13 protein-coding genes are annotated in these 22,318 nt (G+C 69.2%); 12 read left to right on the top strand and 1 reads right to left on the bottom strand.

The window, feature by feature from the left end:
- Nucleotides 1-78 precede the first annotated feature (78 nt).
- The 9 genes from LC066_RS17675 to LC066_RS17715 all read left to right on the top strand — a co-directional run bounded on the left by LC066_RS17675 (nucleotide 79) and on the right by LC066_RS17715 (nucleotide 12,756).
- Nucleotides 79-1,191, top strand: a complete 1,113-nt coding sequence (locus LC066_RS17675) for an efflux RND transporter periplasmic adaptor subunit (RefSeq protein ID WP_222479722.1) — start codon at nucleotides 79-81, stop codon at nucleotides 1,189-1,191.
- Nucleotides 1,188-2,297, top strand: coding sequence for an efflux RND transporter periplasmic adaptor subunit (locus LC066_RS17680; protein WP_224901790.1), 1,110 nt, complete (start codon nucleotides 1,188-1,190; stop codon nucleotides 2,295-2,297). Before LC066_RS17675 ends, LC066_RS17680 begins: the two co-directional genes overlap by 4 nt.
- Nucleotides 2,294-5,365 carry an efflux RND transporter permease subunit gene (locus LC066_RS17685; RefSeq protein ID WP_224901795.1) on the top strand — a complete coding sequence of 1,024 codons (3,072 nt, stop codon included), beginning with the start codon at nucleotides 2,294-2,296 and terminating at the stop codon, nucleotides 5,363-5,365. The genes LC066_RS17680 and LC066_RS17685 overlap by 4 nt, the downstream gene beginning before the upstream one ends.
- Nucleotides 5,362-6,063, top strand: coding sequence for a TetR/AcrR family transcriptional regulator (locus LC066_RS17690; protein ID WP_222479728.1), 702 nt, complete (start codon nucleotides 5,362-5,364; stop codon nucleotides 6,061-6,063). The genes LC066_RS17685 and LC066_RS17690 overlap by 4 nt, the downstream gene beginning before the upstream one ends.
- Before the next feature lie 90 nt (nucleotides 6,064-6,153).
- Nucleotides 6,154-6,645 carry a GbsR/MarR family transcriptional regulator gene (locus LC066_RS17695; protein WP_224901798.1) on the top strand — a complete coding sequence of 164 codons (492 nt, stop codon included), beginning with the start codon at nucleotides 6,154-6,156 and terminating at the stop codon, nucleotides 6,643-6,645.
- A complete protein-coding gene (locus LC066_RS17700; protein WP_224901801.1) occupies nucleotides 6,632-7,933 on the top strand; it encodes an efflux RND transporter periplasmic adaptor subunit in 1,302 nt (433 codons plus the stop codon). The genes LC066_RS17695 and LC066_RS17700 overlap by 14 nt, the downstream gene beginning before the upstream one ends.
- A complete protein-coding gene (locus LC066_RS17705; RefSeq protein WP_224901804.1) occupies nucleotides 7,930-11,031 on the top strand; it encodes an efflux RND transporter permease subunit in 3,102 nt (1,033 codons plus the stop codon). The genes LC066_RS17700 and LC066_RS17705 overlap by 4 nt, the downstream gene beginning before the upstream one ends.
- Nucleotides 11,032-11,098: 67 nt before the next feature.
- The gene (locus LC066_RS17710) at nucleotides 11,099-11,365 is read left to right on the top strand and encodes a hypothetical protein (protein ID WP_224901807.1); all 267 of its coding nucleotides are present in this window, start codon (nucleotides 11,099-11,101) and stop codon (nucleotides 11,363-11,365) included.
- 119 nt (nucleotides 11,366-11,484) lie between these two features.
- Nucleotides 11,485-12,756: a TetR/AcrR family transcriptional regulator gene (locus LC066_RS17715; protein WP_224901810.1), complete on the top strand. Its 1,272-nt coding sequence runs from the start codon at nucleotides 11,485-11,487 to the stop codon at nucleotides 12,754-12,756.
- Between the two features lie 9 nt (nucleotides 12,757-12,765).
- On the opposite strand, the gene LC066_RS17720 is transcribed toward LC066_RS17715, so the two are convergent.
- Nucleotides 12,766-15,138, bottom strand: coding sequence for a Tex family protein (locus LC066_RS17720; protein WP_224901813.1), 2,373 nt, complete (start codon nucleotides 15,136-15,138; stop codon nucleotides 12,766-12,768).
- A gap of 228 nt (nucleotides 15,139-15,366) precedes the next feature.
- Between LC066_RS17720 and LC066_RS17725 the strand changes: the two genes are divergently transcribed.
- From LC066_RS17725 to LC066_RS17735, 3 genes are all read left to right on the top strand, one after another.
- Nucleotides 15,367-18,822: a DUF2126 domain-containing protein gene (locus LC066_RS17725; RefSeq protein ID WP_224901815.1), complete on the top strand. Its 3,456-nt coding sequence runs from the start codon at nucleotides 15,367-15,369 to the stop codon at nucleotides 18,820-18,822.
- Nucleotides 18,823-18,928: 106 nt separating this feature from the next.
- Complete coding sequence (locus LC066_RS17730; protein ID WP_224901818.1) at nucleotides 18,929-21,439, top strand: circularly permuted type 2 ATP-grasp protein; 2,511 nt, start codon at nucleotides 18,929-18,931, stop codon at nucleotides 21,437-21,439.
- A 2-nt stretch (nucleotides 21,440-21,441) separates the two neighbouring features.
- The gene (locus tag LC066_RS17735) at nucleotides 21,442-22,317 is read left to right on the top strand and encodes a transglutaminase family protein (protein ID WP_224901821.1); all 876 of its coding nucleotides are present in this window, start codon (nucleotides 21,442-21,444) and stop codon (nucleotides 22,315-22,317) included.
- The last annotated feature ends 1 nt before the right edge of the window (nucleotide 22,318 follow it).

A 22,318-nucleotide genomic window follows, 5' to 3' on the forward strand; every position in this document is an offset into this window, starting at 1 on the left:
GACACTGATGTCATCTTGACATTCGTGTCATTTCGGTGAATCCCTTCGCCTCGAACCGGCGCGTTTCAGGAGGCCTGCATGACAGGAACACCGACCCGGCGCGGGGCACTGGCCCTGCTTGCCCTGCCTGCTCTCATCACCCTGGCCCTGCCGCCCGTCGCCCGCGCGGCGGAGGAGGCGACCCAGGCTTCGACCCCGGCCTCGGCCCTGCCGGTGACCGTCGTCGATGCCCGCATGACCGCGCCCGAACGCAGCATCCGCCTGACCGGCACCATCGAGGCGCTGGACAGCTATCCGGCCGGGTTCCGCGATGGCGGGCGGGTGATTTCCGTTGCCGTCGACGTGGGCGACGAGGTGCAGAAGGGGGATGAGATCGCCCGGGTCGACCCGACCCGCACCGAGGCGGCCCTGCGCGCCGCCCGCGCCTCCGTCGATGCCACGCAGGCCGCGCTGGACCAGGCAGATCAGGCCCGCACCCGCGCCGAAAGCCTGCTGGAGCGCGGCTCGGGCACCCAGGCGGACCTGGACAGCGCGACCGAGGCCTACCTGACCGCCCGCGCCGCCCGTGACCAGGCCGAGGCGCAACTGGCCACCGCGCGCCGCGCCTTCGAGGATACCATTCTGACCGCCGTGGACGATGCCATCGTCACCGACCGCAGCGCCGAACCCGGCCAGGTCGTGGGGGAGGGGCAGCCGATCGTCACCCTTGCTTCGCTGGAAGGGCGCGAGGCGGTGTTCCTGACGCCGGATGATCCGCGCCTGTCGGATATCCTCGGCCAGGAGGTCGCCATCCGCCCGCTTGAAGGCGAGGTGCGCCTGCGCGTGCCGGTGACCGAGGTCTCCCCCGTGGTGGCCGAGACCGGCACGGTGACGGCCAAGGCCGCGATCACCGGCGAGGTGGCCCATGGATTCACCATCGGCGAGGCCGTCATCGGAGAGCTGCGCCTGACCGGACGGCCCGTGATTTCGGTGCCCTGGACGGCGCTGACCTCCGCAGGGGGCGCGCCGGCCGTCTGGCGCTTGCCGGAGGGATCGGACCAAGTGGCATTGCAACGGATCGAGATCGAGGGCTTCACCCGGGACCGGGTCGAGGTCGCCTCGGGGCTGACCGGCGGGGATCGCGTGGTGGCCGAAGGGTCGCATGCGCTGTTCCCCGGGCGCCAGGTGATCGTGCTGGAGGATGCGCAATGACCCATCAAGCTAATGTCCGGCGCGCCCCGGTGGCCCTGCTGCTGGCGGCGCTGCTTCTGCTGATCGCCCCCCTGCCATCCCGCGCCGCCGAGGAGGCTGCCGATGGGGCGGCAGAGGCCCGTGCCCCGCGTCCGGTGGTGACCGAAATCGTCTCCGCCGACCCGACCCGGCAGCGTGCCTTCCCCGGCACCATCGAGGCCAAGCACCAGGCCGAGTTGGCCTTCCAGACCATCGGGCGCATCGCGCGGCTGGATGTGGCGCCGGGCGATGTCGTGGCCCGGGACGAGGTGCTGGCGGTGCTCGACCGGGTCAGCCTGCAGGAAGACCTGCGCGCCGCCGAGGCCGCCCTGTCCTCGGCGCAGGCCGAGGCCGATTTCGCCGAGCAGAGCTATTCCCGCGTCCGCGCCCTGGCGGATCGCGACATCGCCGCCCAGGCGCAGGTGGAACAGGCGCTGGCCAACCGTGATGCCACCGCCGCCCAGGTCGCCGCCGCGGAGGCCGATCTGGCCGCCGCCCAAGAGGCGCTGACCTACGGCAGCCTCACCGCGCCGATGGACGGCGTTGTGCTGGACACCCCCGTCGAGACCGGCACCGTCGTGTCGGCCGGCACCACGGTCGTCGTGCTGGCGGGGCTGACCGACCGCGAGGCGGTGATCGACGTGCCCGGCGATTTCCTGACGCTGCTGCCGGAGGACGCCCGATTCGAACTGCGCCGCCACGAAGGCGGCGAGCGCGCCGTGCCGGCCCGCCTGCGCCTGGTGGAACCCGTGGCCGACGAGGCCCTGCGCGCGCGCCGCCTGCGTCTGACCATCACCGGCGACGAAAGCGTCTTTCGCATCGGCAGCCTGATCTCCGCCACCTACGAGGCCGAGGCGGAGGCGGTGATGACCCTGCCGCGCGCCGCCGTCATCGGTGCCGACGGCGATCCGGCGGTCTGGCGCGTGGGCCCGGGGGCCCGGCGGGTGCATCGCGTGCCGGTCACCCTGGGCGCCGTGATCGGCGACCGGGTCGAGATTCGCAGCGGCATCGCCGTGGGCGACGAAATCATCGTGCGTGGGGCACAGTCCTTGGAAGACGGCCAGCCGGTCGGGGAGCGTGAGCAATGAAAAAGGGCTTCAACCTGTCCGACTGGGCGCTGAACCACCGCTCCTTCGTGTGGTTCCTGATGATCATCAGCCTTGCCGCGGGCGCCTTCGCCTACGCCTCCATGGGCCGCGAGGAGGATCCCAGCTTCACCATCAAGACCATGGTCGTCTCCGCCGCGCTGCCCGGCGCCACGGCCGAGGAAACCGTGACCCAGGTCACCGACCGGATCGAGAAGAAGCTACAGGAGCTGGACACTCTCGATACCACCCGCTCCGTCACCTACCCGGGCCAGACCGTAGTCTACGTCGACCTGCTGCCCGAGGTGCGCGGGCCGGCGGTGGAGGCCAACTGGCTGAAGGTGCGCAACATGATGTCCGACATCCGCGGCGACATGCCGGAGGAATTCGGCGGCTTCTTCTTCAACGACGACTTTGGCGACGTCTACGGGTCGATCTACGCCTTCACCGCCGACGGCTTCAGCCCGCGTGAACTGGAACAGCGGGTGGAGGAGGTGCGCTCCGCCGTGCTGCAACTGGATGCCGCCGGCAAGGTGGAGCTTCTGGGCGTGCGCGACCCGGTGGTGCATGTCGAGTTCTCCACCGCGCGGCTGGCCGCGCTTGGCCTCGACAAACAGACGGTGATGAACACCCTGGCGGCGCAGAACGCCATCGTGCCCTCGGGCTTCATCCACACCGGGGAGGAGCAGATCCTGGTGCGGGTCACCGGCCAGTTCACCTCCGCCGAGGACCTGGCCTATGCGCCGCTGCGCGCGGGCGAGACCTTCTTCACCCTGGCCGACGTGGCGGATGTGACCGCAGGCTACGAGGATCCGCCGTCCTCCCTCTTCCGCTTCAACGGAGATGAGGGGATCGCGCTGATCACCGGCATGCGCGAGGGCGAGAACATCCTCGATTTCGGCGAGGATCTGCACGGTCTGATGGACCGGATCGCCGAGGAGCTGCCCGTGGGGATTGAGATGCACAAGGTGGCCGACCAGCCGCATGTGGTGGAGGAATCGATCAACCACTTCGTCAAGGCGCTGGTCGAGGCGGTGGTGATCGTTCTGGCCGTCTCCTTCGTGTCGCTGGGCCTGCGTGCGGGGCTGGTGGTGTCGCTGTCGATTCCGCTGGTGCTGGCGATCACCTTCGTCATCCTGGATGCCATGGGGATTACCCTGCAGCGGATCTCGCTGGGGGCGCTGATCATCGCGCTTGGCCTGCTGGTGGATGACGCGATGATCGCCATCGAGACCATGATCAGCCGTCTTGAACTGGGCGAAAGCCTGGGCAAGGCCGCCAGCTATGCCTGGACCTCCATCGCCTTCCCGATGCTGACCGGCACGCTGGTCACCGTGGCGGGCTTCATCCCGATCGGGCTGAATGCCAGCCAGGCGGGGGAATACACCCGGTCGCTGTTCTACGTGATCGCCATTTCGCTGGTCATCTCCTGGGTGGTGGCGGTGCTGTTCGCGCCGGTGCTGGGGGCAACCTTCCTGCCCCGCAAGATGAAGCACGAGGAACACAAGGCGGGCCGCATCCGCCGGACCTTCCACGTGGTGCTGCGCGGGGCGATGCGGTTCAAGTGGCTGACCATCGTGCTGACCGTCGCGGCCTTCGGCGTCTCCATCGTCGGGCTGCAAAAGGTGGAACAGCAGTTCTTCCCGACCTCGGACCGTAACGAGATCATGGTGGACGTGACCCTGCGCCAGAACGCGGATTTCGACGCCACCAATGCCGAGATCAAGGTCTTCGAGGCCTGGCTGGCCGAGCAGCCCGAGGCGCAGTACTGGTCGACCTACGTGGGCCGGGGCGCGCCGCGCTTCCTGCTGACGCTGGATGCGCTGACCGCGACGCCCAACATCGGCCAGATCATCCTGATGACCGAGACCAACGAGGCACGGGACAGGCTGCGCGACAAGATCGCGGCCTTCGACAAGACGCGCCCGGCGGCGGAGTATTTCCCCAAGTTCGTCGAGATGGGCCCGCCCGTGGGCAAGCCGGTGCAATACCGGGTCGCCGGGCCGGACTATGAAACCCTGCGCGATCACGCCCGCGACCTGGCCGCGACGCTGTCCGAGGACCCGCGCCTGACGGCGATCTCTCTGGACTGGAACGAACCGGCCCGCGTCGTGCGCGTGGTGCTGGACCAAGCGCGGTTGCGCCAGCTGGGGCTGACCCAGCAGGACGTCGGCCAGGCCCTCTATTCCCTCTTCGAGGGGGCGCCGATCACCGACCTGCGCAGCGGGACGAAGCTGATCTCGGTGCTGGCACGGGGCGTGGAGGCGGATCGGACGACGCTGGAATCGCTGGAAAACCTGCAGCTGGGCAATGCACAGGGCACGCCCATCCCGCTGTCGGCCTTTGCCCGGCTGGAATGGACCACCGAACAGCCCGTCATCCACCAGGAAGACCGGGTGCCGACGATCACCGTCAAGGCCGCGATCACCAACGGCGATCAGCCCGCCACGGTGGTTGCCGACCTGGCCCCGGCCATCGACGCCTTCGCCGCCGATCTGCCCGCGGCCTACAGCGTCGAGGTGGGTGGCTCTGTCGAAAGCTCGGCCGAGAGCCAGGAGCCGATCGCGGCGATCGTGCCGATCATGGTGCTGATCATGCTGACCCTGGTGATGGTCCAGATGCAGAGCTTCCGCCTGATGTTCGTGGTGCTTGCCGTGGCACCCCTGGGGATGATCGGCGTGGTGGCGGCCCTGCTGCCCGCCGGCGCGCCCCTGGGCTTCGTCGCGATCCTGGGCGTCCTGGCCCTGATCGGCATCCTGATCCGCAACTCGATCATCCTCTTCCAGGAGGTGAAGGACCTGCTGGATCGCGGCCGCACCCGCTGGGAAGCGGTGTTCGAGGCCTCCGACAGTCGCGCCCGGCCGATCCTGCTGACGGCGGCCGCGGCCTCGCTGGCGCTGATCCCGATCTCGCGCCAGGTGTTCTGGGGGCCGATGGCCTACGCCATGATGGGCGGCATCATCGCCGGGACGCTGATCACCCTGCTGTTCGCGCCAGCGCTCTACTGCGCCGTCTTCGGGGTGAAGCGCCCCGAGGCGGGTGACGACACCACGAAGGCGCGCGCGACATGACCGGAGAGCACAGGAAGGCCGGGGACCACAGGAAGGTCGTCGCCGCGCAGCGCCGCGAGAAGATGCGCCACCGCCTGATCGAGGCGGCGGTGCTGGTCTTCGCGGCCAAGCCCCATGGCGACGTGGTGATCGAGGACATCGTCGCCGAGGCCGGCGTGGCGCGGGGCACCTTCTACAAGTATTTCGATACGGTGGAGGCGCTGCTGCAGGCCGCGAAGATCACCATGGGCCACGAGATTCTGGAGATGGTGCTGCAGGAGCCGCGCGTCTCCGAGGATCCGGCACGGGCGCTGGCCCATGACATCAAGCGGTTCATCCAGACCTGTCGCCGCTACCGGATCATCGGCTGTTTCTCCACCCGCACGGGGTTGGGCCCGGCCGAGCTGCTGGAGGAGCCCTTGCCGCGCTACCTGGCGGAGGGCACGGCCTCGGGGCGGTTCTGCGCACTGCCGGACTGGCTGGTGAAGAATATCCTGAAGACCGCCGTGCTATCGGTGCTGATCCGCGAGGAAACCGGGGTCGACCAGCCGGGCGATGATTGCCTGTCCGTCGCCGCCGTGCTGCGCAGTTTCGGCGTGCCGCGCGACGAGGCGGAGGCGCTGTCGCAGGTGGAGGGCGCGGCGTTGGCCGCCGCCCCCGATACCCTGATCGCCCGGGCCGAGACGATCCGCGCCGCAAGCAGCGACGCCCACCACTAGGGGCAGGTCTCCGCCCAGGCGAGTTCACATTGCGTTCAGTGCGTTCATTCCTGATTGAACGGAATCGCCGCTCGTGTCACCACGGGCGGCATGAACGATACGGCGATTGACGAATTCATCCAGGCCATGGGCCAGCTCTGGCACTCCGAAGGGCGTCCGCGCATCGCGGGGCAGGTCCTGGCCTACCTGATCGTCGCCGGAGAGCCGCGCAGCCTGCAACAGATGTGCGACGCGCTGCAGATCTCCAAGGGATCGGCCTCCACCAACGCACGGCTGCTGGAAGACACCGGGGCGCTGCGCCGCGTGCGCCCGCTGGGCGCGCGGCAGGACGCCTGGCTGGCGGTGCCGAACCCCAGCCTGGCCCTGTTGCAGACGGTGACCCGGCGATTCCGCACCAGCGCGGATGCGATCACCCGGCTGGCCGGGGCCTTCCCGGAGGGCATGGCGGCGGCGCAGGGCCGGGTCGAGGATTTCGCCGATTTCTACCGCCGCTCGGCGGATTTCATGGACGAATGGGCGGCGCGGGTCGGGCAGGATTGCCAGGCCGAGCCGGGGGAGAGCAAGACAGATGGCGAAGACTGACGGCACCGGCGATGCGCCCGGGACGCGGGACGCAACCGAGAAGCCCGACTGGGCGCTGAGCCGCCGCGAGCGCCGCGCCAAGGCGCGGGCCGCAGCGGGCGAGCCGCCGCGGAAGCGGCGCGGCTGGATCCTCTGGCTGGTGGTGATCGTGGCGCTGGCGGGTGGCGCGGCCTGGTACATCTCCGGCGGGGCCGAGACCCTGGCCAGCTTGCGCGGCGAAGAAAGCGCGGAAGACGGTGTCGCGAGCGAGGCTGCGCCGACGGAGGCCGCCGACTCGGCCGATCAGGTCATGCAACTGCTGCCCTCCGAACTGGCCGAGGTACAGCCCGCCCGCCTGCGCGAGACGGTGAAGGCCACCGGCTCCCTGTCGCCGTCGCGGCAACTGGCGATCCCGGCGGAGGTTTCCGCCCGGGTGACCGAGGTTCTGGTGCGCGCGGGCGACGCGGTCGAGGCCGGCCAGCTCCTGGTGCAGCTGGACGTGGAAACCCTGCGCAACCAGCTGGACCAGCAGCGCGCCACGGCAGAGGCCACCCGCGCGCAGCTGCGTCTGGCGCAGACCCAGCTGGAGCGCACGCAATCCCTGGTCGGTCGCGGCCTGTCGCCCGAAAGCCAGCTGGACGCCGGCCAGGCCGAGGTGGATCAACTTGCGGCTTCGCTGGCCGCGCAGGAGAAATCCGTCGCAAACGCCGAGGAAAGCCTGAAACACGCCCGCGTCATGGCGCCCTTCGCCGGTGTGATCTCCGCGCGGGAGGTCGATCCGGGCGCCTATGTCGCCACCGGCACCGCGCTGCTGTCGCTGGTGGACCTGTCGACGCTGGAATTCGAGGCCGCCGTGCCCGTCCGCTACACGCCCGAGCTGGCGCCGGGCCAGGTGGTCGAACTGTCGGTCGAAGGGGTTGCGGGCCGGGATTTCACCGGCACCGTCGACCGGATCAGCCCGGTGGCGATCGAGGGTACTCGCATGCTGCCCGTCTACGTGGTGATCGAGAACCCCGAGACCCTGCTGCGTGGCGGCATGTTCGCCGCCGGTCGTGTCGTGCTGGAGGAAAAGGAGGACGCCCTGGGCATCCCCGCCGACGCCCTGCGCGAGGATGACGAGGGCCCCTTCGTCCTGAAACGCGAGGGCGACCGGGTGGTCCGCCAGCCCGTCGAGGTCGCCCGCACCTGGGAGGCCGGCGCCGTGGCGGAGATTGCCGGGGGCCTGCTACCGGGTGACGTGATCGTCGCGCAACCGCTGGATCAGCTGCGCGCCGGCAGCCGCATCCTGGTGGTGGGAGAGGACCAATGATCCTCACCCGCATCTCGGTCGGCCAGCCGGTCTTTGCCACCATGGTGATGGTGGCCATGCTGGTGATCGGTCTCTTTTCCTACCAGCGCCTGCCGGTGGAACAGCTGCCGGACGTGGATTTCCCGGTGGTCGCCGTGGTCACCTCCTACCCCGGTGCCACGCCGGAGGCGGTGGAGGCCGACATCGTGGAACCGATCGAGGACGCGGTGTCCACCATCTCCGGCCTCGACAGCATCCAGTCCACCGCCCAGACCAGCGCCTCCTTCGTGCTGATGATGTTCGACCTGGAGGTCGACAGCGCCACCGCCGCGCAGGAGGTGCGCGACAAGCTGGCCCAGATCGAGGGCGAGTTCCCGGATGCCGCGGATGAGCCACAGATCCTGCGCTTCGACCCGAACGAGCTGCCGGTGCTGTCCATCGGGATCTCCTCCGACGAGATGTCCCAAGGCACGATGACGCGGCTGGCCGAGGACGTGATCGCGACCCGGCTGGCCAATATCTCTGGCGTGGGGCGGGCCTCGGTCGTCGGCGGCCTGCCGCGTGAGGTGCAGATCGAGATCGACCCGGATCGCCAGGCGGCCCTGGGGCTGGGCGTGTCCGAGGTGATCGCCGCCCTGCGTGCCGACAACACCGACCTGCCCGCGGGCGAGGTGACCGGCGGCGCCAGCGCGCAGTCGGTGCAGGTGCAGGGCCGCATCCCCGAGCTGCGCGATTTCCGCGACATCATCATCGCCCGGCGGGGCGGCCAGCCCGTGCGCCTGGGCGACGTGGCCGACATCGGTCTGGACTTGGCCGACGAGGAAAGCCTGGCCATGCTGGACGGTCGCCGCGCGCTGGCCGTGGACGTGGTGAAAACCCAAGGGTCCAACACCGTCGCCGTGGCCGAGGAGGTGCGCGCCGAGCTGGAGCGCATGTCGCGCGAAAGCCAGTTCGAGGGTGTCACGCTGGAGGTCATCCGCGACAACGCCAAGCCGGTGGAGGAAAGCTTCGAGTCGGTGCAGTCGATGCTGATCGAAGGCGCCCTGCTGGCCACGGCCATCGTCTTCCTGTTCCTAAACTCCTGGCGGTCCACCGTGATCACCGGGCTGACCCTGCCGATCTCGATCATCGGCACCATGGCGGTGATCTACTTCCTCGGTTTCACCCTGAACATGATGTCGATGATGGCGCTGTCGCTGGCCGTCGGCATCCTGATCGACGACGCCATCGTGGTGCGCGAAAACATCATGCGCCACCTGCACATGGGCAAGACGCACCATGACGCGGCGCTGGACGGCACCAACGAGATCGGCCTGGCGGTGCTGGCCACCACCCTGTCGATCGTCGCCGTCTTCCTGCCCGTGGCCTTCATGGAAGGCATCCTGGGCCGGTTCTTCCTGCAGTTCGGGGTCACGGTGTCGGTCGCGGTGCTGATCTCGCTTTTCGTCTCCTTCACGCTCGACCCGATGCTGTCCTCGGTCTGGTACGACCCCTCGGCGGCGCCGGATGCGAAACGTGGGATCGTCGGACGCGCGGTGGCGCAGTTCGACCGCTTCTTCGAATGGATCGGGCGGCGCTACGTGGCGCTTCTGCGGATCTGCCTGCGCTGGCGCAAGATGACCCTGCTGTCGGCGGTGCTGGCCTTCGTGGCAGGGCTGGCGACCTTCCCCATGGTCGGGGCGGAGTTCGTGCCACCTGCGGACAATTCGGAAATCCAGATCGAGATGACCCTGCCCGTGGGCGCCACCATCGACCGCACGGCGCGCAAGATCGCCCAGGTCGACCGTGTCCTGCGCGATGACTTCCCGGAGATCATCGACACCTATGCCACGGTCAACTCCGGCACCGCCTCAGGCAGCAACATCGCCACGATCTACGCCCGCATGTCGCCCCCGCTGGAGCGGGAGAGGACCCCAGATGACCTGGCCGGTCCCGTACGGGAGAGCCTGAAGGCCGTGCCGGGGGCGGACTACATCGTCTCCGCCGCCGGTGGCCTGGGCGGGGTCGAGGCGCCGATCCAGGTGAAGATCTTCGGCGACAACCTCGATGTGCTGGAACGGCTGGCGGCAGACCTGGCGCGTGACATGCGCGAGGTCGAGGGGCTGGTGGACGTGCGCACCTCGCTCGACGATCCGCAGCCCACCGTGGGCATCCGGATCGACCGCGACGCGGCCTCGGACCTGGGCGTGTCGCTGCGCCAGGTAGGCGATGCGCTGAACCCGATGCTCAGCGGCTCCACCGTGTCCGACTGGACCGACCCGCAGGGCAATTCCGTGGACGTGACGATCCGCCTGCCCGAGGCGTTCCGCGACGATGTCTCGGCCCTGGGCGCGCTGCCGGTGGCCGCCGCGCCGGATGGCAGCGGGGTGATCCGCCTGGACCAGCTGGCCGAGGTGGAGCGGACCGAGGGACCGGGCGAGATCAACCGCGAGGACCGGCAACGCTCGGTGCAGGTCACGGCGAACCTCGACGGGCTGACCACGGGCGAGGTGACCCCCGGGGTGCAGGAGAAGATCGACGCCCTGGCCACGCCGCCGGGCTACCGCGCCACCATGGGGGGCGACGCCGAGGACATAGCCGAAACCACCTCCTCCGCGGGGTCGGCCCTGCTGCTGGCGGTGATCTTCATCTACCTGGTGCTGGCCTCGCAGTTCGGGTCCTTCCTGCAACCCTTCGCCATCATGTCCTCGCTGCCGCTGGCGCTGATCGGGGTGATGCTGGGGCTGCTGGTCGGGGGATCCACGCTGAACATGTTCTCGGCGATCGGGTTCATCATGCTGATGGGCCTGGTGGTGAAGAACGCCATCCTGCTGGTGGACAATGCCAACCAGCACGTGCGCGCGGGCTGGCACCTGTTCGATGCGCTGGTCGAGGCGGGCGCGACGCGGTTCCGGCCCATCGTGATGACGACGCTGGCGATGATCTTCGGCATGATGCCCCTGGCGCTGAACCTGCACGGCGGATCCGGGCAGAACGCACCCATGGCTCATGCGGTGATCGGCGGGCTGATCTCCTCCTCGGTGCTGACGCTGGTCGTGGTGCCGGTGATCCTGACCTACATGGATGCGCTCGGTCGCCGGGTCTCGGGGTTCTTCCCGCAGGCGCCCGATCACGCCTGAGGTGCGTTACCATGCATTAAGACCTTTGGCCCATCCTGTCCGCGTGTGGACAACAGGAGAGGGTCAAATGGCTGAACAGCATATCGAAGGCGTCGCGCAGATGCCCGACGGGGGTGGGATCGTCCTGACGGTGCTCGGCGGTGCCGCGGCCCTGGGGCTCGCCGGTGGTGCGCTCTCTCTGGGGGCGCCGCTCGGGCTTGCGGCGTTGGTGTGGTTGATCGGGGCGCCGGTGCTGGCGCTTCTGGCTGGCGCGGGCTGGCTGCGCTGGCAAGGTCGCCGCCGCGACCGTTACAGCGCCCCGTCTGTCACCGGGGCCGCCTCGGACAGGGCCTGATCAGCAGGGGCAGGGGTGTCTTCGCCACCGCCGCGTCGCGCAGCCGGACAGGCAGGTGTCGCTGGCGGTTGCCGGTGACGCCAGGATGACAGCCCGCGTGGCGGCTGCTATCGAGGGGGATGGACGCCTCTGACCTTCCACGCCCTGCCGCCGAGGCCCAGGGCGAAACCGACCGCTACCGATTGAAGCGCGAGGCGATCATCGCCGCCGCCGCCCGCCAGATCGCCGGACGGGGCCTGAAGGGGCTGACCCTTGTGGGCGTCGCCGCGATGGTCGGGCTGAACACCAATTCCGTCACCTACTACTTCCGCAAGAAGGAGCTGCTGGCCGAGGCCGCGGTCGAGGATGCGCTGGCCCGTTTCGCCCGTGTCCTGGCCCCGGATGACGCGCCGGAACTGGGCCCGCGGGCCTACCTGCAGGCGGTGCTGGCCCGCAACTTTGCCCTGGCCGCCGCGATCCGCCGGGACGAAGAGGCGCCGCTGACCGTGTTGTCGGACATGCGCGCGCTGGAGGAACCGGCGCGCAGTCGGCTGATCTCGCGCTATTTCGGGCTGGTCGCCCGCGTGGCCGAACGGATCGGCCCTTGCGAGGCCGAGTCGGAAGCGGGCGGGACAGGCGGCAAGGGCCGCGCGTTGGCCCGGGCGCAGCTGCTTTGCGATGTGCTGCACTGGTCGCGGACCTGGCAGCGCCTCTACGCGGTGGAGGATTTTCCCCGCGTCGAGGCCCGGCTGGCGGATCTGCTGGTGTATGGGCTGGCGCCTTCGGGGCAGGGGTGGCAGGTCACCCCCCTGCTGGTCGAAGAAGAGGAGGCGCCGCCGCCGGGCGCCTCGCCCGAGGCCTACCTGCGCGTCGCCACGCGGCTGATCAACGACCGGGGCTATCGCGGCGCCTCGGTCGAGCGTATCGCCGGCGAGCTGCAACTGTCGAAGGGCAGTTTCTACCACCATCTCTCTGGCAAGGACGACCTGGTGCGCGCCTGTTTCGACCGCTCCTTCAGCCGGGTCACGGCGGCCCAGCACCGCGCCGCAGCCCTGCCGTTGAGCGAATGGGACAAGCTGGGCGCCGCCGTCTCGACGCTGCTGGAGGCCCAGCTGGGCGGGGAGGAACCGCTTCTGCGTGATACGGCGCTGCTGGCCCTGCCGGAGGAGATCCGGCCCGTGGCCATCGCCCGATCGGACCGGCTGGCGCGGCGTTTCGCCGGGATGATTTCGGACGGGATCGCCGAGGGCACGATCCGGGCCGTCGATCCCGCCATCGCCTCGCAATGCGTGATGGGGCTGATCAATTCGGCGGTGGACATGACTGCGCGCGCCGGGCGCTGGCCCTCGCGCGCGGCGCTGATCCGCGACTACGCCGATCCGCTGATGACCGGCTTCTTCCCGCAGGGCTGAGGCAGGGCCTCAGCGTTTCTTCATCGCGTCCATCAGGGCCGCGCCCAGGGCGCCGGGCGCGTCGCTCTTCGGTCCGCTCTGGCCGCCACGCGGGGCGCCACCGCCCCCGCCGCGCCCCTTGGGGCCACCGCGCCCGCCACCGTTGCCGCGCGGAGCCGCGGGGCCGGCGTCGCGTTCGCGTTTCGCATCGCGGGCCGAGGCGCCGCCGTCCTTCTTCATCGACAGGCCGATGCGCTTGCGCGGCGCGTCCACCTCGGTCACCGTGACCTTCACCACGTCGCCGGCCTTCACCACCTCATGCGGATCCTTGACGAAGCGGTCGGCCAGCTGGCTGACGTGGACCAGCCCGTCCTGGTGCACGCCTATGTCGACGAAGGCGCCGAAGGCCGCGACGTTGGTCACCGTGCCTTCCAGCACCATGCCGGGGCGCAGGTCCGAGATTTCCTCGATCCCGTCGGCAAAGCTGGCGGTCTTGAAGCTGGGACGCGGGTCGCGGCCCGGTTTCTCCAGCTCCGACAGGATGTCGCGCACCGTGGGCAGGCCGAAGCGGTCATCGACGAACTGCTCCGCCCGCAGCCCCTTCAACGCCTGTTCGTTGCCCATGATCTGCCGCAGGTCGCGACCACAGGCCGAGACGATCTTGCGCGCGACGTCATAGGCTTCGGGGTGGACGGCGGAAGCATCCAGCGGCTCCGCCCCGTCGCGGATGCGCAGGAAGCCCGCGCATTGCTCAAACGCGCGGGGGCCGAGGCGCGCCACCTTCAGCAGATCCTTGCGCGAGCGGAAGGCGCCCTCCATCTCGCGATGCGCCACGATGGCCTCGGCCAGGCCCGGGCCGAGGCCCGAGACATGAGACAGAAGCGCCGCCGAGGCGGTGTTCAGGTCGACGCCCACGGCGTTCACCGCATCCTCGACCACCGCTTCCAGCGACTTGGCCAGTCGGTGCTGGTCGACGTCGTGCTGGTACTGGCCGACCCCGATGCTTTTGGGTTCGATCTTCACCAGCTCGGCCAGCGGATCCTGCAGGCGCCGCGCGATGGAGACCGCGCCGCGCAAGCTGACGTCGAGATCGGGAAACTCCCGCGCCGCCAGTTCCGAGGCCGAGTAGACCGAGGCGCCGGCCTCGCTGACCACGACCTTGGTGGGCTTTTCCACGCTGTCGGGCAGGCGTTTCAGGGTGTCGGCCACCAGCCGTTCGGTTTCGCGGCTGGCGGTGCCGTTGCCAATGGCGATCAGGCCGACGTTGTGTTTCGCGACCATGGCCAGGATGGCGCGGCTGGCGCCCTCCACGTCCTTCTTCGGCTGGAAGGGGTAAAGCGTGTCGGTGGCCAGAAGCTTGCCCGTCTCATCCACCACGGCGGCCTTGACGCCCGTCCGGATGCCCGGGTCGAGACCCAGGGTCGCCTTGGCGCCCGCGGGCGCGGCCAGCAGCAGATCCTTGAGGTTGCGGGCAAAGACACCGATCGCCTCGTCATGGGCGCGGGTGCGCATGTCCGACAGCAGATCCAGCGTCATCGACAGCGACAGTTTCACCCGCCAGGTCCAACCGGCGACCTTGCGCAGCCAGGCATCACCCGGCCCGGTGCCCGAGGCGCCCAGCTTGGCCGCGATCATGTCGACGGGGCGGTCGGCCTGATCCTCGGCCGGGACGATTTCCACCGTCACCACGCCCTCGTTCGAGGCGCGCAGCATCGCCAGCGCCCGGTGCGAAGGCACCTTGGCCCAGCTTTCGGTGTGATCGAAGTAGTCGGAGAACTTGGCGCCTTCCTGTTCCTTGCCCTCGACCACGCGGGCGCGGATGACGGCGGCGCGCTGCATGAAGTCACGCAGTGACCCGACCAGCTCGGCATCCTCGGCCAGCCGTTCGGTCAGGATGTCCCGCGCGCCGTTCAGCGCGGCCTTGGTGTCCGGCACGGCCTCGGTGACGTAAGCGGCGGCCAGGGCCTCCGGGTCGGCGGCGTGATCGGCCAGGATCGCCTCGGCCAGCGGCTCCAGCCCGTTCTCCTTGGCAATCATCGCCTTGGTGCGGCGCTTGGGCTTGTAGGGCAGGTAGATGTCTTCCAGCTGAGCCTTGGTCTCGGCCCGGGCAATGGACAGGGCCAGCTCATCCGTCAGCTTGTCCTGTGATTCGATGGACTTGAGGATGGCGCCGCGCCGGTCCTCCAACTCCCGCAGGTAGGCCAGGCGGTCGGCCAGGGTGCGCAGCTGCGTGTCGTCGAGGCCCCCGGTGACTTCCTTCCGGTAGCGGGCGACGAAGGGCACCGTGGCGCCTTCGTCCAGCAGGGTGACGGCGGCGCTGACCTGTTCGGGCCGGGCGCTGATCTCTGTCGCGATCAGGCGGGCGATACGGGGGGCGGCGTCGGTGGGGGCGGCAGTGCTCACGGATGGGACCTCGTCTGGTGGGACCGTCTTTCTAGCCGCGCGCCGGGGCACCGCCAAGGGGATTTGCCCGCCCCGGCGGCGCCCTGCCGGGCTGCCTCGCGGGCGGGCAGATCCGCCACGGTTGCCACGTCACCCGCGCGCACCCCGCACAATCCGTTGCCAGCGGACGGTAAAGCATGGAAGCCTGAGCGGGAGCATTCCAGGACGCAATTGCCAGAAGGCGGACCCATGTCGATCAAGGCGGCCATTCATCACCTGACCCATTACAAGTACGACCGTCCGGTCACGCTGGGGCCACAGATCATCCGTCTGCGACCGGCACCGCATTCGCGCACCCGGGTCATTTCCCATTCGCTGAAGGTCACGCCCGAGAAGCACTTCGTGAACCTGCAACAGGACGTCTACGGCAACTGGATGGCGCGCTACGTCTTCCCCGAGCCGGTGCGCGAGTTCAAGATCGAGGTCGATCTTGTGGCCGATATGTCGGTCTACAACCCCTTCGATTTCTTCGTCGAGGAAGTGGCCGAGGTCTGGCCCTTCGACTACCCCGACGACATCAAGGGCGACCTGAAGGTTTATCGCAAGCCGCTGCGCCCTGGAAAACGGATGAAGGCGCTTCTGGCCACCATCGACCGCAGCGAGCAGCGCACCGTCGACATGCTGGTCGGGTTGAACGCCCACCTGGCCGAGATGATCGGCTACGTCATCCGCATGGAGCCAGGGGTGCAGACCCCCGAAGAGACCCTGAAGATCGGCAAGGGGTCCTGCCGAGATACGTCGTGGCTGTTGATCGACATCTTGCGGCACCTCGGTTTCGCGGCACGATTTGTGTCGGGCTACCTGATACAGTTGAAACCGGACCTGGAGGCGCTGGATGGCCCCTCGGGCACCGATCACGATTTCACCGACCTGCACGCCTGGGCCGAGGTCTATCTGCCCGGTGCGGGCTGGATCGGCCTGGACCCGACCTCTGGCCTGCTGACCGGGGAAAGCCATATCCCCCTGGCCGCCACGCCGCATTATTCCAACGCGGCCCCGATCGCCGGGGGCTTTTCCTCGGATGGCGCGCCGGAGGTCGATTTCGACTTCGACATGACCGTTACCCGCGTGGCGGAACATCCGCGCATCTCCAAACCCTTCTCGGAGGAGGCCTGGGACGCGCTGAACGACCTGGGCGGCAAGGTGGACGAGGCAATTGCCGCCGCCGACATGCGCCTGACCATGGGCGGCGAGCCGACCTTCGTGTCCATCGACGATTTCGAAAGCGCCGAATGGAACACCGCCGCCGTGGGCCCGATGAAACGCGGGCTGGCCGACGGGCTGATCCGGCGGCTTCGTGACCGTTTCGCGCCGGGCGGCTTCCTGCATTATGGCCAGGGCAAGTGGTATCCGGGCGAGACCCTGCCGCGCTGGACCTTCTCCCTCTACTGGCGCCAGGACGGCAAGCCGGTGTGGAAGAACGCCGACCTGATCGCCAGGGAAAAGGACGACCAGGACCTGCCACCCGAGAAGGGCGATGCCTTCCTGAAGGCCATGGCCAAGGTTCTGGGGGTCGAGGAGGACTGCGTGCAGCCCGCCTATGAGGATCCGGCGGAATGGATCCTGAAAGAGGCGCAGCTGCCCGACAACGTCACTCCGCAGAACTCCAAGCTGAAGAACCCGGAAGAGCGCAACCGCATCGCGCGGGTCTTCGAGCGGGGGCTGACGAAACCCTCGGGGCACGTCCTGCCGATCCAGCGCTGGCAGGGGCGCTCCAGCTCGGGCCGCTGGCAGACGGAGCTGTGGCAGTTCCGGCGCGGCCACATTTTCCTGATCCCCGGCGACAGCCCGGTGGGCTACCGCATGCCGCTCGACTCGCTGCCGCATGTGCCGGAGTCGCGCTATCCCTACATCAATCCCGCCGATCCCACGGTCGAGCGGGGCGAACTGCCCGATTTCGATGCCGAGGAGGCCACGGAGACGCCGGAGGAGGGGGACTTTGAGCGGGACGCGCGCGAAGAGGGTCACCCTTCGGGCGCCGAGGCCCGGGTCGAGGCCCGCGCCGCGATCCAGGCCCGGCTGGAAGGGCGCGCCGACAGCGACCAGGCGCGCGCCAGCTTCCGCCCCGACGCGGAACAGCAATCGGTCAGCGAACAGCAGATGGTGGGCGAATCCGGGGCCGGCGCCGTGCGCACCGCCCTGGCGGTGGAGCCGCGCGACGGGCGCCTGTGCGTCTTCATGCCCCCCGTGACCACGGTCGAAGATTACCTGGAGCTTCTGGCCGCCGCCGAGGCCGCGGCGGAGGAGCTGGACCTGCCGGTGCACATCGAGGGTTACGCACCGCCCCATGATCCGCGTCTGAACGTGATCCGCGTGGCCCCCGATCCTGGTGTGATCGAGGTGAACGTGCATCCCGCGGCCAACTGGGATGAATGCCGGTCAATCACCGAGGCGGTCTATGAAGAGGCCCGCCAGACCCGGCTGGGCGCCGACAAGTTCATGATCGACGGCAAACACACTGGCACCGGGGGCGGAAACCACGTCGTCGTCGGTGGCGCCACCACCAACGACAGCCCCTTCCTGCGCCGCCCGGACCTGCTGCGCAGTCTCGTGCTGCACTGGCAACGGCATCCGGCGATGTCCTACCTCTTCTCCGGCCTCTTCATCGGTCCGACCAGCCAGGCGCCCCGCGTGGACGAGGGCCGTGCCGACAACCTCTACGAACTGGAGATCGCGCTGTCCCAGATCCCGGCGCCGGGGCAGGGGGTGCAACCGCTGCCCTGGCTGACCGACCGGCTGCTGCGCAACCTGCTGACCGATGTCACCGGCAACACCCACCGGGCCGAGATCTGCATCGACAAGCTGTTCTCGCCCGACGGCCCCACGGGGCGCCTCGGGTTGGTCGAGTTCCGCGGCTTCGAGATGCCGCCCGATCCGCGCATGTCCCTGGCCCAGCAACTGCTGATCCGGGCGCTGCTGGTGCGCTACTGGAATGCGCCCATGGGGGGGGATTTCACCCGCTGGGGCACCACCCTGCATGACCGCTTCATGCTGCCGCATTTCGTCTGGGAGGATTTCATGGACGTGCTGGGCGACCTGCGCCGCCACGGCTTCGACTTCCGCCCCGACTGGTACGTGGCCCAGCAGGAGTTCCGTTTCCCCTTCTGTGGCGAGGTCGAATACGAGGGCGTCCACCTGGAGCTGCGTCAGGCGCTGGAGCCCTGGCATGTCCTGGGCGAGACCGGCGCCATCGGCGGCACGGTGCGCTACACCGACAGCTCGACCGAGCGGTTGCAGGTGAAGCTGTCGGGCGCCGATCCCGGGCGGTACGCGGTGACCTGCAACGGCCGCCGCCTGCCGATGACCAAGACCGACAGCGCGGGCGTGTCGGTCGCCGGGCTGCGCTACAAGGCCTGGCAGCCGCCCGAGGCGATGCATCCGGTGATCCCGGTGCATGCGCCGCTGACGCTGGACATCTTCGACACCTGGTCGGGCCGCGCCATCGGCGGCTGCACCTACCACGTCGCGCACCCCGGCGGGCGCAACTATGATACCTTCCCGGTGAACGCGAACGAGGCCGAGGCGCGCCGCCTGGCCCGCTTCGAACCCTTCGGTCACAACCCCGGCGCCTACCTGCCACCGCAGGAAATTTATCACCGCGAATTCCCGATGACCCTTGATTTGCGGCGCGGTCCGGGCATCTAGAGGGGCCTGACCCGGGCGATGCTCGCCCGGGCAGCCAGGCCCCGGGAGGAGACAGCATGACCGGCCAGCCCCAGTTCGGCAGGCGACATCGCGAGGAGGCTTCGCGATGATCCCGTCCGATCCCGGGAACGGGGGCGGTTCGTCCCGGCCAGGTCCGCCGCCGCCTCAAACGCAATCCCAGTCGCAAGGTCCGGGGACGGCCCCCGCCCAAGCGGCCGGACCGGCGCCGCAGGCCGATCCGCTGGCCGCGCTGCTGGCCGATTATGCCCCGTTGAAGGGCGTGCCGGATGAGTTGCTGGACGGCAACGGCGTCGTGCGCCCGGTCTGGAAGGGCTTCCTGGATCAGATCGCCGCCATGCCGCGCGAGGAGTTGGACCTGGCCTGTGCGCGGGGCAGCCAGTACCTGCGCGATGCCGGCGTATTCTTCCGCCACTACGGTCCCGACAGCCAGGAAGAGCGGGAATGGCCGCTGGCGCATCTGCCGCTCTTGATCGAGCAGTCGGAATGGGACGGGATCGCCGCCGGGCTGATCGAGCGTGCGGACCTGCTGGAACGGATCATGGCCGATCTCTATGGGCCCAACCAGCTGGTGTCGGACGGGCTCTTGCCGGCGGATCTGCTGACCTCGAACCCGGAATGGCTACGCCCGATGGTGGGCGTGGCGCCGCGGTCGGGCCATCACCTGCACATGCTGGCCTTCGACATCGGGCGCGGCCCGGAAGGGCATTGGTGGGTGCTGGGGGACCGGGCGCAGGCGCCCTCGGGCGCGGGCTTCGCGCTGGAAACCCGCATGGCCGCCGCGCGCAGCTTCCCCGGACAGGTGACCCAGGCCAACGTGGCGCGGCTGGCGGGGTTCTTCCGCGGCTTCCGTGATGCCCTGCTGGCCCTGCGCGCGGAGGAGGACAGCCGCGTGGCGATCCTGACCCCGGGGCCGCTGAACGACACTTATTTCGAACATGCCTACATTGCCCGCTATCTCGGTTTCCTGCTGGTGCAGGGTGAGGATCTGGTGGTGCGCGATGGCCGGCTGATGGTGCATACCGTGGGCGGGCTGAAGCCGATCTCGGTGCTGTGGCGGCGGCTGGACAGCGCCTGGCTGGACCCGCTGGAACTGAACGAGGACAGCCAGATCGGCACGCCCGGCATCCTGTCGGCGCTGCGCTCGGGGCAGCTGACAATGGTCAATGCGCCCGGGTCGGGGGTGCTGGAAACCCGCGCCCTGATGGCCTTCATCCCCGCCATCGCCCGGCGCCTTCTGGGGCGGGAGCTGAAGCTGCCCAACATCGCCACCTGGTGGTGCGGATCGGCCTCGGCCCGCGACTACGTGAAGGCCAATGCGTCGCGGATGACGATCGACCGGGCCCTGTCGACAAGCCTGCCTTTCGATCATTCCCCCGAGGTGGTGATCGGCGGCAAGAGGGCCGACGGCCAGCCCTTCGACCCGGCGATGATCGAGCAGGAGGCGGGGGCGCTGGCGGCGCAGCAGATCGTGTCGCTGTCCACCGCGCCCGCGCTGGACGACGGGCGGCTGGTGGCGCGCCCCTTCTCGATGCGGGTGATCCTGGCGCGGACCTCGCAGGGGTGGCAGGTGATGCCCGGCGGCTTCGCCCGGGTGGGGCATTCTGATGCCTCTGCCGATATTTCGGTGCAGCGAGGCGGGTCGGTCTGCGACATCTGGGTCGTGGGATCGCAGCCCACGCCCGACGACACGCTGCTGGCCGGGGCCACCGGCGCGCGGCCCTCGCTGCCGCAGCTGGCGGCGCTGCCAACGCGGGCCGCGGACAACCTGTTCTGGCTGGGCCGCTATTCGGAACGGGTCGAACAGAAGATCCGTCTGCAACGGGCCTATCACCTGCGCCTGGCGGAGACGGGACGGGATGACCTGCCGCTGGTGCAATACCTGGGCCAGTACCTGGCCGGGCAGGGGGTGGATGCGACGCAGCCCTTCCCGCCGGGGCTGATGGCCGACCTCGATGCCGCCATGGGATCGGCGGGGCGCATCCGCGACCGCTTCTCCACCGATGGCTGGAATGCCCTGACGGATCTGCGCCGTACGGCCACCAAGCTCGCTCCGCGCCTGAAGCCCGGCGATGACGCCGCCCGCGCCCTGTCGGTGCTGCTGCGCAAGATTTCCGGCTTCTCCGGTCTGGTGCACGAGAATATGTACCACGCAACCGGCTGGCGCTTCCTGTCGCTGGGGCGGGCGATCGAACGCGCCTGGTCCACCGCCTCCATGCTGGTCGGCTTCACCCAGCCCGACACGCCGCATGGCACCTACGAGATCGCGATCGAGGCCGGGGACGCGGTGATGACGCACCGGATGCGCTTCTCCGCCGCCTTCACCCGCGAAACCGTGCTGGACCTGCTGCTGCTGGATGAAAACTACCCGCGCTCGGTGCTGGCGCAACTGGATGACATCCTCGGCCACCTCGACTGGCTGGAGAAGCTGACCCATGACCTGTCAGGCAAGCCGACGCCGATCCGCGCCGAGGTGATGAAACTGCGGACCGAGCTGGCCACGACCCCGGCGGAGCAGATAACCCTGGCCCGTCTGGTTGAAATTTCCAACGCCACGGCAGCCTTTTCCGGCCTGTTGGCCGATACCTACCTGAGGTAGCAATGCTCTATTCGGTTCGCCTGCGCATTCTCTACCAGTACGACAGCCCCGCCGACGTGGGCCGTCACCTGCTGCGTGTCACGCCGCCCAGCATTCCCGGGGTCCAGCAGGTGCAGGAGGCGCGGCTGACCTGCCGCCCGCTGCCCGCCGAACAGCTGTCGCGGCGGGATTTCTTCGGCAATATCTGCACCGAGATCGCCTATCGCGACCCGCTGCCCTCGACCGAGTTCCTGATGGAGGCGAAGGTCGATCGACTGGACGTGGAGCCGGGTCTCGACGTGTCGCCCGACCGGGCGAAGTTCATGCGCGAGATCGCGGCGCAGCCTTCGGTCCTGGGGGAGGCGCCGCAGACCTACCTGCCGGCCTCGCCCCGCGTGCCCGTGAATGCCGAGATCGCCGCCTGGGCCGAAGAGGTCGCGCGCCCGGCCGATACCGCCTTCGGGGCCGCCATGGCGCTTACCCGCGCGTTGCACCGCGACATGACCTTTGACGCGACGGCCACCATGGTCGACACGCCCCTGGATGAGGCGTTCTCGCTGCGGCGCGGGGTCTGTCAGGACTTCACCCATATCCAGATCTGCGCCCTGCGGTCACTTGGCATTCCGGCGGGCTATGTCTCGGGCTTCCTGCGTACCCTGCCGCCCGAGGGGCAGCCGCGCCTGGAAGGGGCGGACGCCATGCACGCCTGGGTACGGGCGTGGTGCGGTAAGGACATGGGCTGGGTCGAGTTCGATCCCACCAACGACATGCTGGCAGGCAGCGATCACATCGTCATCGCGCGCGGGCGGGATTATTTCGACGTGGCGCCGGTGAAGGGATCCATGCGTCTGGCCGGGGGCCAGCGCACCAGCCAGGGCGTGGACGTGGTCGCCGCCTGAT

This window comes from Pseudooceanicola marinus, from assembly GCF_020177265.1.
Lineage (GTDB): Bacteria > Pseudomonadota > Alphaproteobacteria > Rhodobacterales > Rhodobacteraceae > Pseudooceanicola > Pseudooceanicola marinus_A.

Coding starts and splice junctions, on each gene's coding strand:
- LC066_RS17675 (WP_222479722.1), top strand. CDS start 79: ATGACAGGAACACCGACCCGGCGCGGGGCACTGGCCCTGCTTGCCCTG.
- LC066_RS17680 (WP_224901790.1), top strand. CDS start 1,188: ATGACCCATCAAGCTAATGTCCGGCGCGCCCCGGTGGCCCTGCTGCTG.
- LC066_RS17685 (WP_224901795.1), top strand. CDS start 2,294: ATGAAAAAGGGCTTCAACCTGTCCGACTGGGCGCTGAACCACCGCTCC.
- LC066_RS17690 (WP_222479728.1), top strand. CDS start 5,362: ATGACCGGAGAGCACAGGAAGGCCGGGGACCACAGGAAGGTCGTCGCC.
- LC066_RS17695 (WP_224901798.1), top strand. CDS start 6,154: ATGAACGATACGGCGATTGACGAATTCATCCAGGCCATGGGCCAGCTC.
- LC066_RS17700 (WP_224901801.1), top strand. CDS start 6,632: ATGGCGAAGACTGACGGCACCGGCGATGCGCCCGGGACGCGGGACGCA.
- LC066_RS17705 (WP_224901804.1), top strand. CDS start 7,930: ATGATCCTCACCCGCATCTCGGTCGGCCAGCCGGTCTTTGCCACCATG.
- LC066_RS17710 (WP_224901807.1), top strand. CDS start 11,099: ATGGCTGAACAGCATATCGAAGGCGTCGCGCAGATGCCCGACGGGGGT.
- LC066_RS17715 (WP_224901810.1), top strand. CDS start 11,485: ATGGACGCCTCTGACCTTCCACGCCCTGCCGCCGAGGCCCAGGGCGAA.
- LC066_RS17725 (WP_224901815.1), top strand. CDS start 15,367: ATGTCGATCAAGGCGGCCATTCATCACCTGACCCATTACAAGTACGAC.
- LC066_RS17730 (WP_224901818.1), top strand. CDS start 18,929: ATGATCCCGTCCGATCCCGGGAACGGGGGCGGTTCGTCCCGGCCAGGT.
- LC066_RS17735 (WP_224901821.1), top strand. CDS start 21,442: ATGCTCTATTCGGTTCGCCTGCGCATTCTCTACCAGTACGACAGCCCC.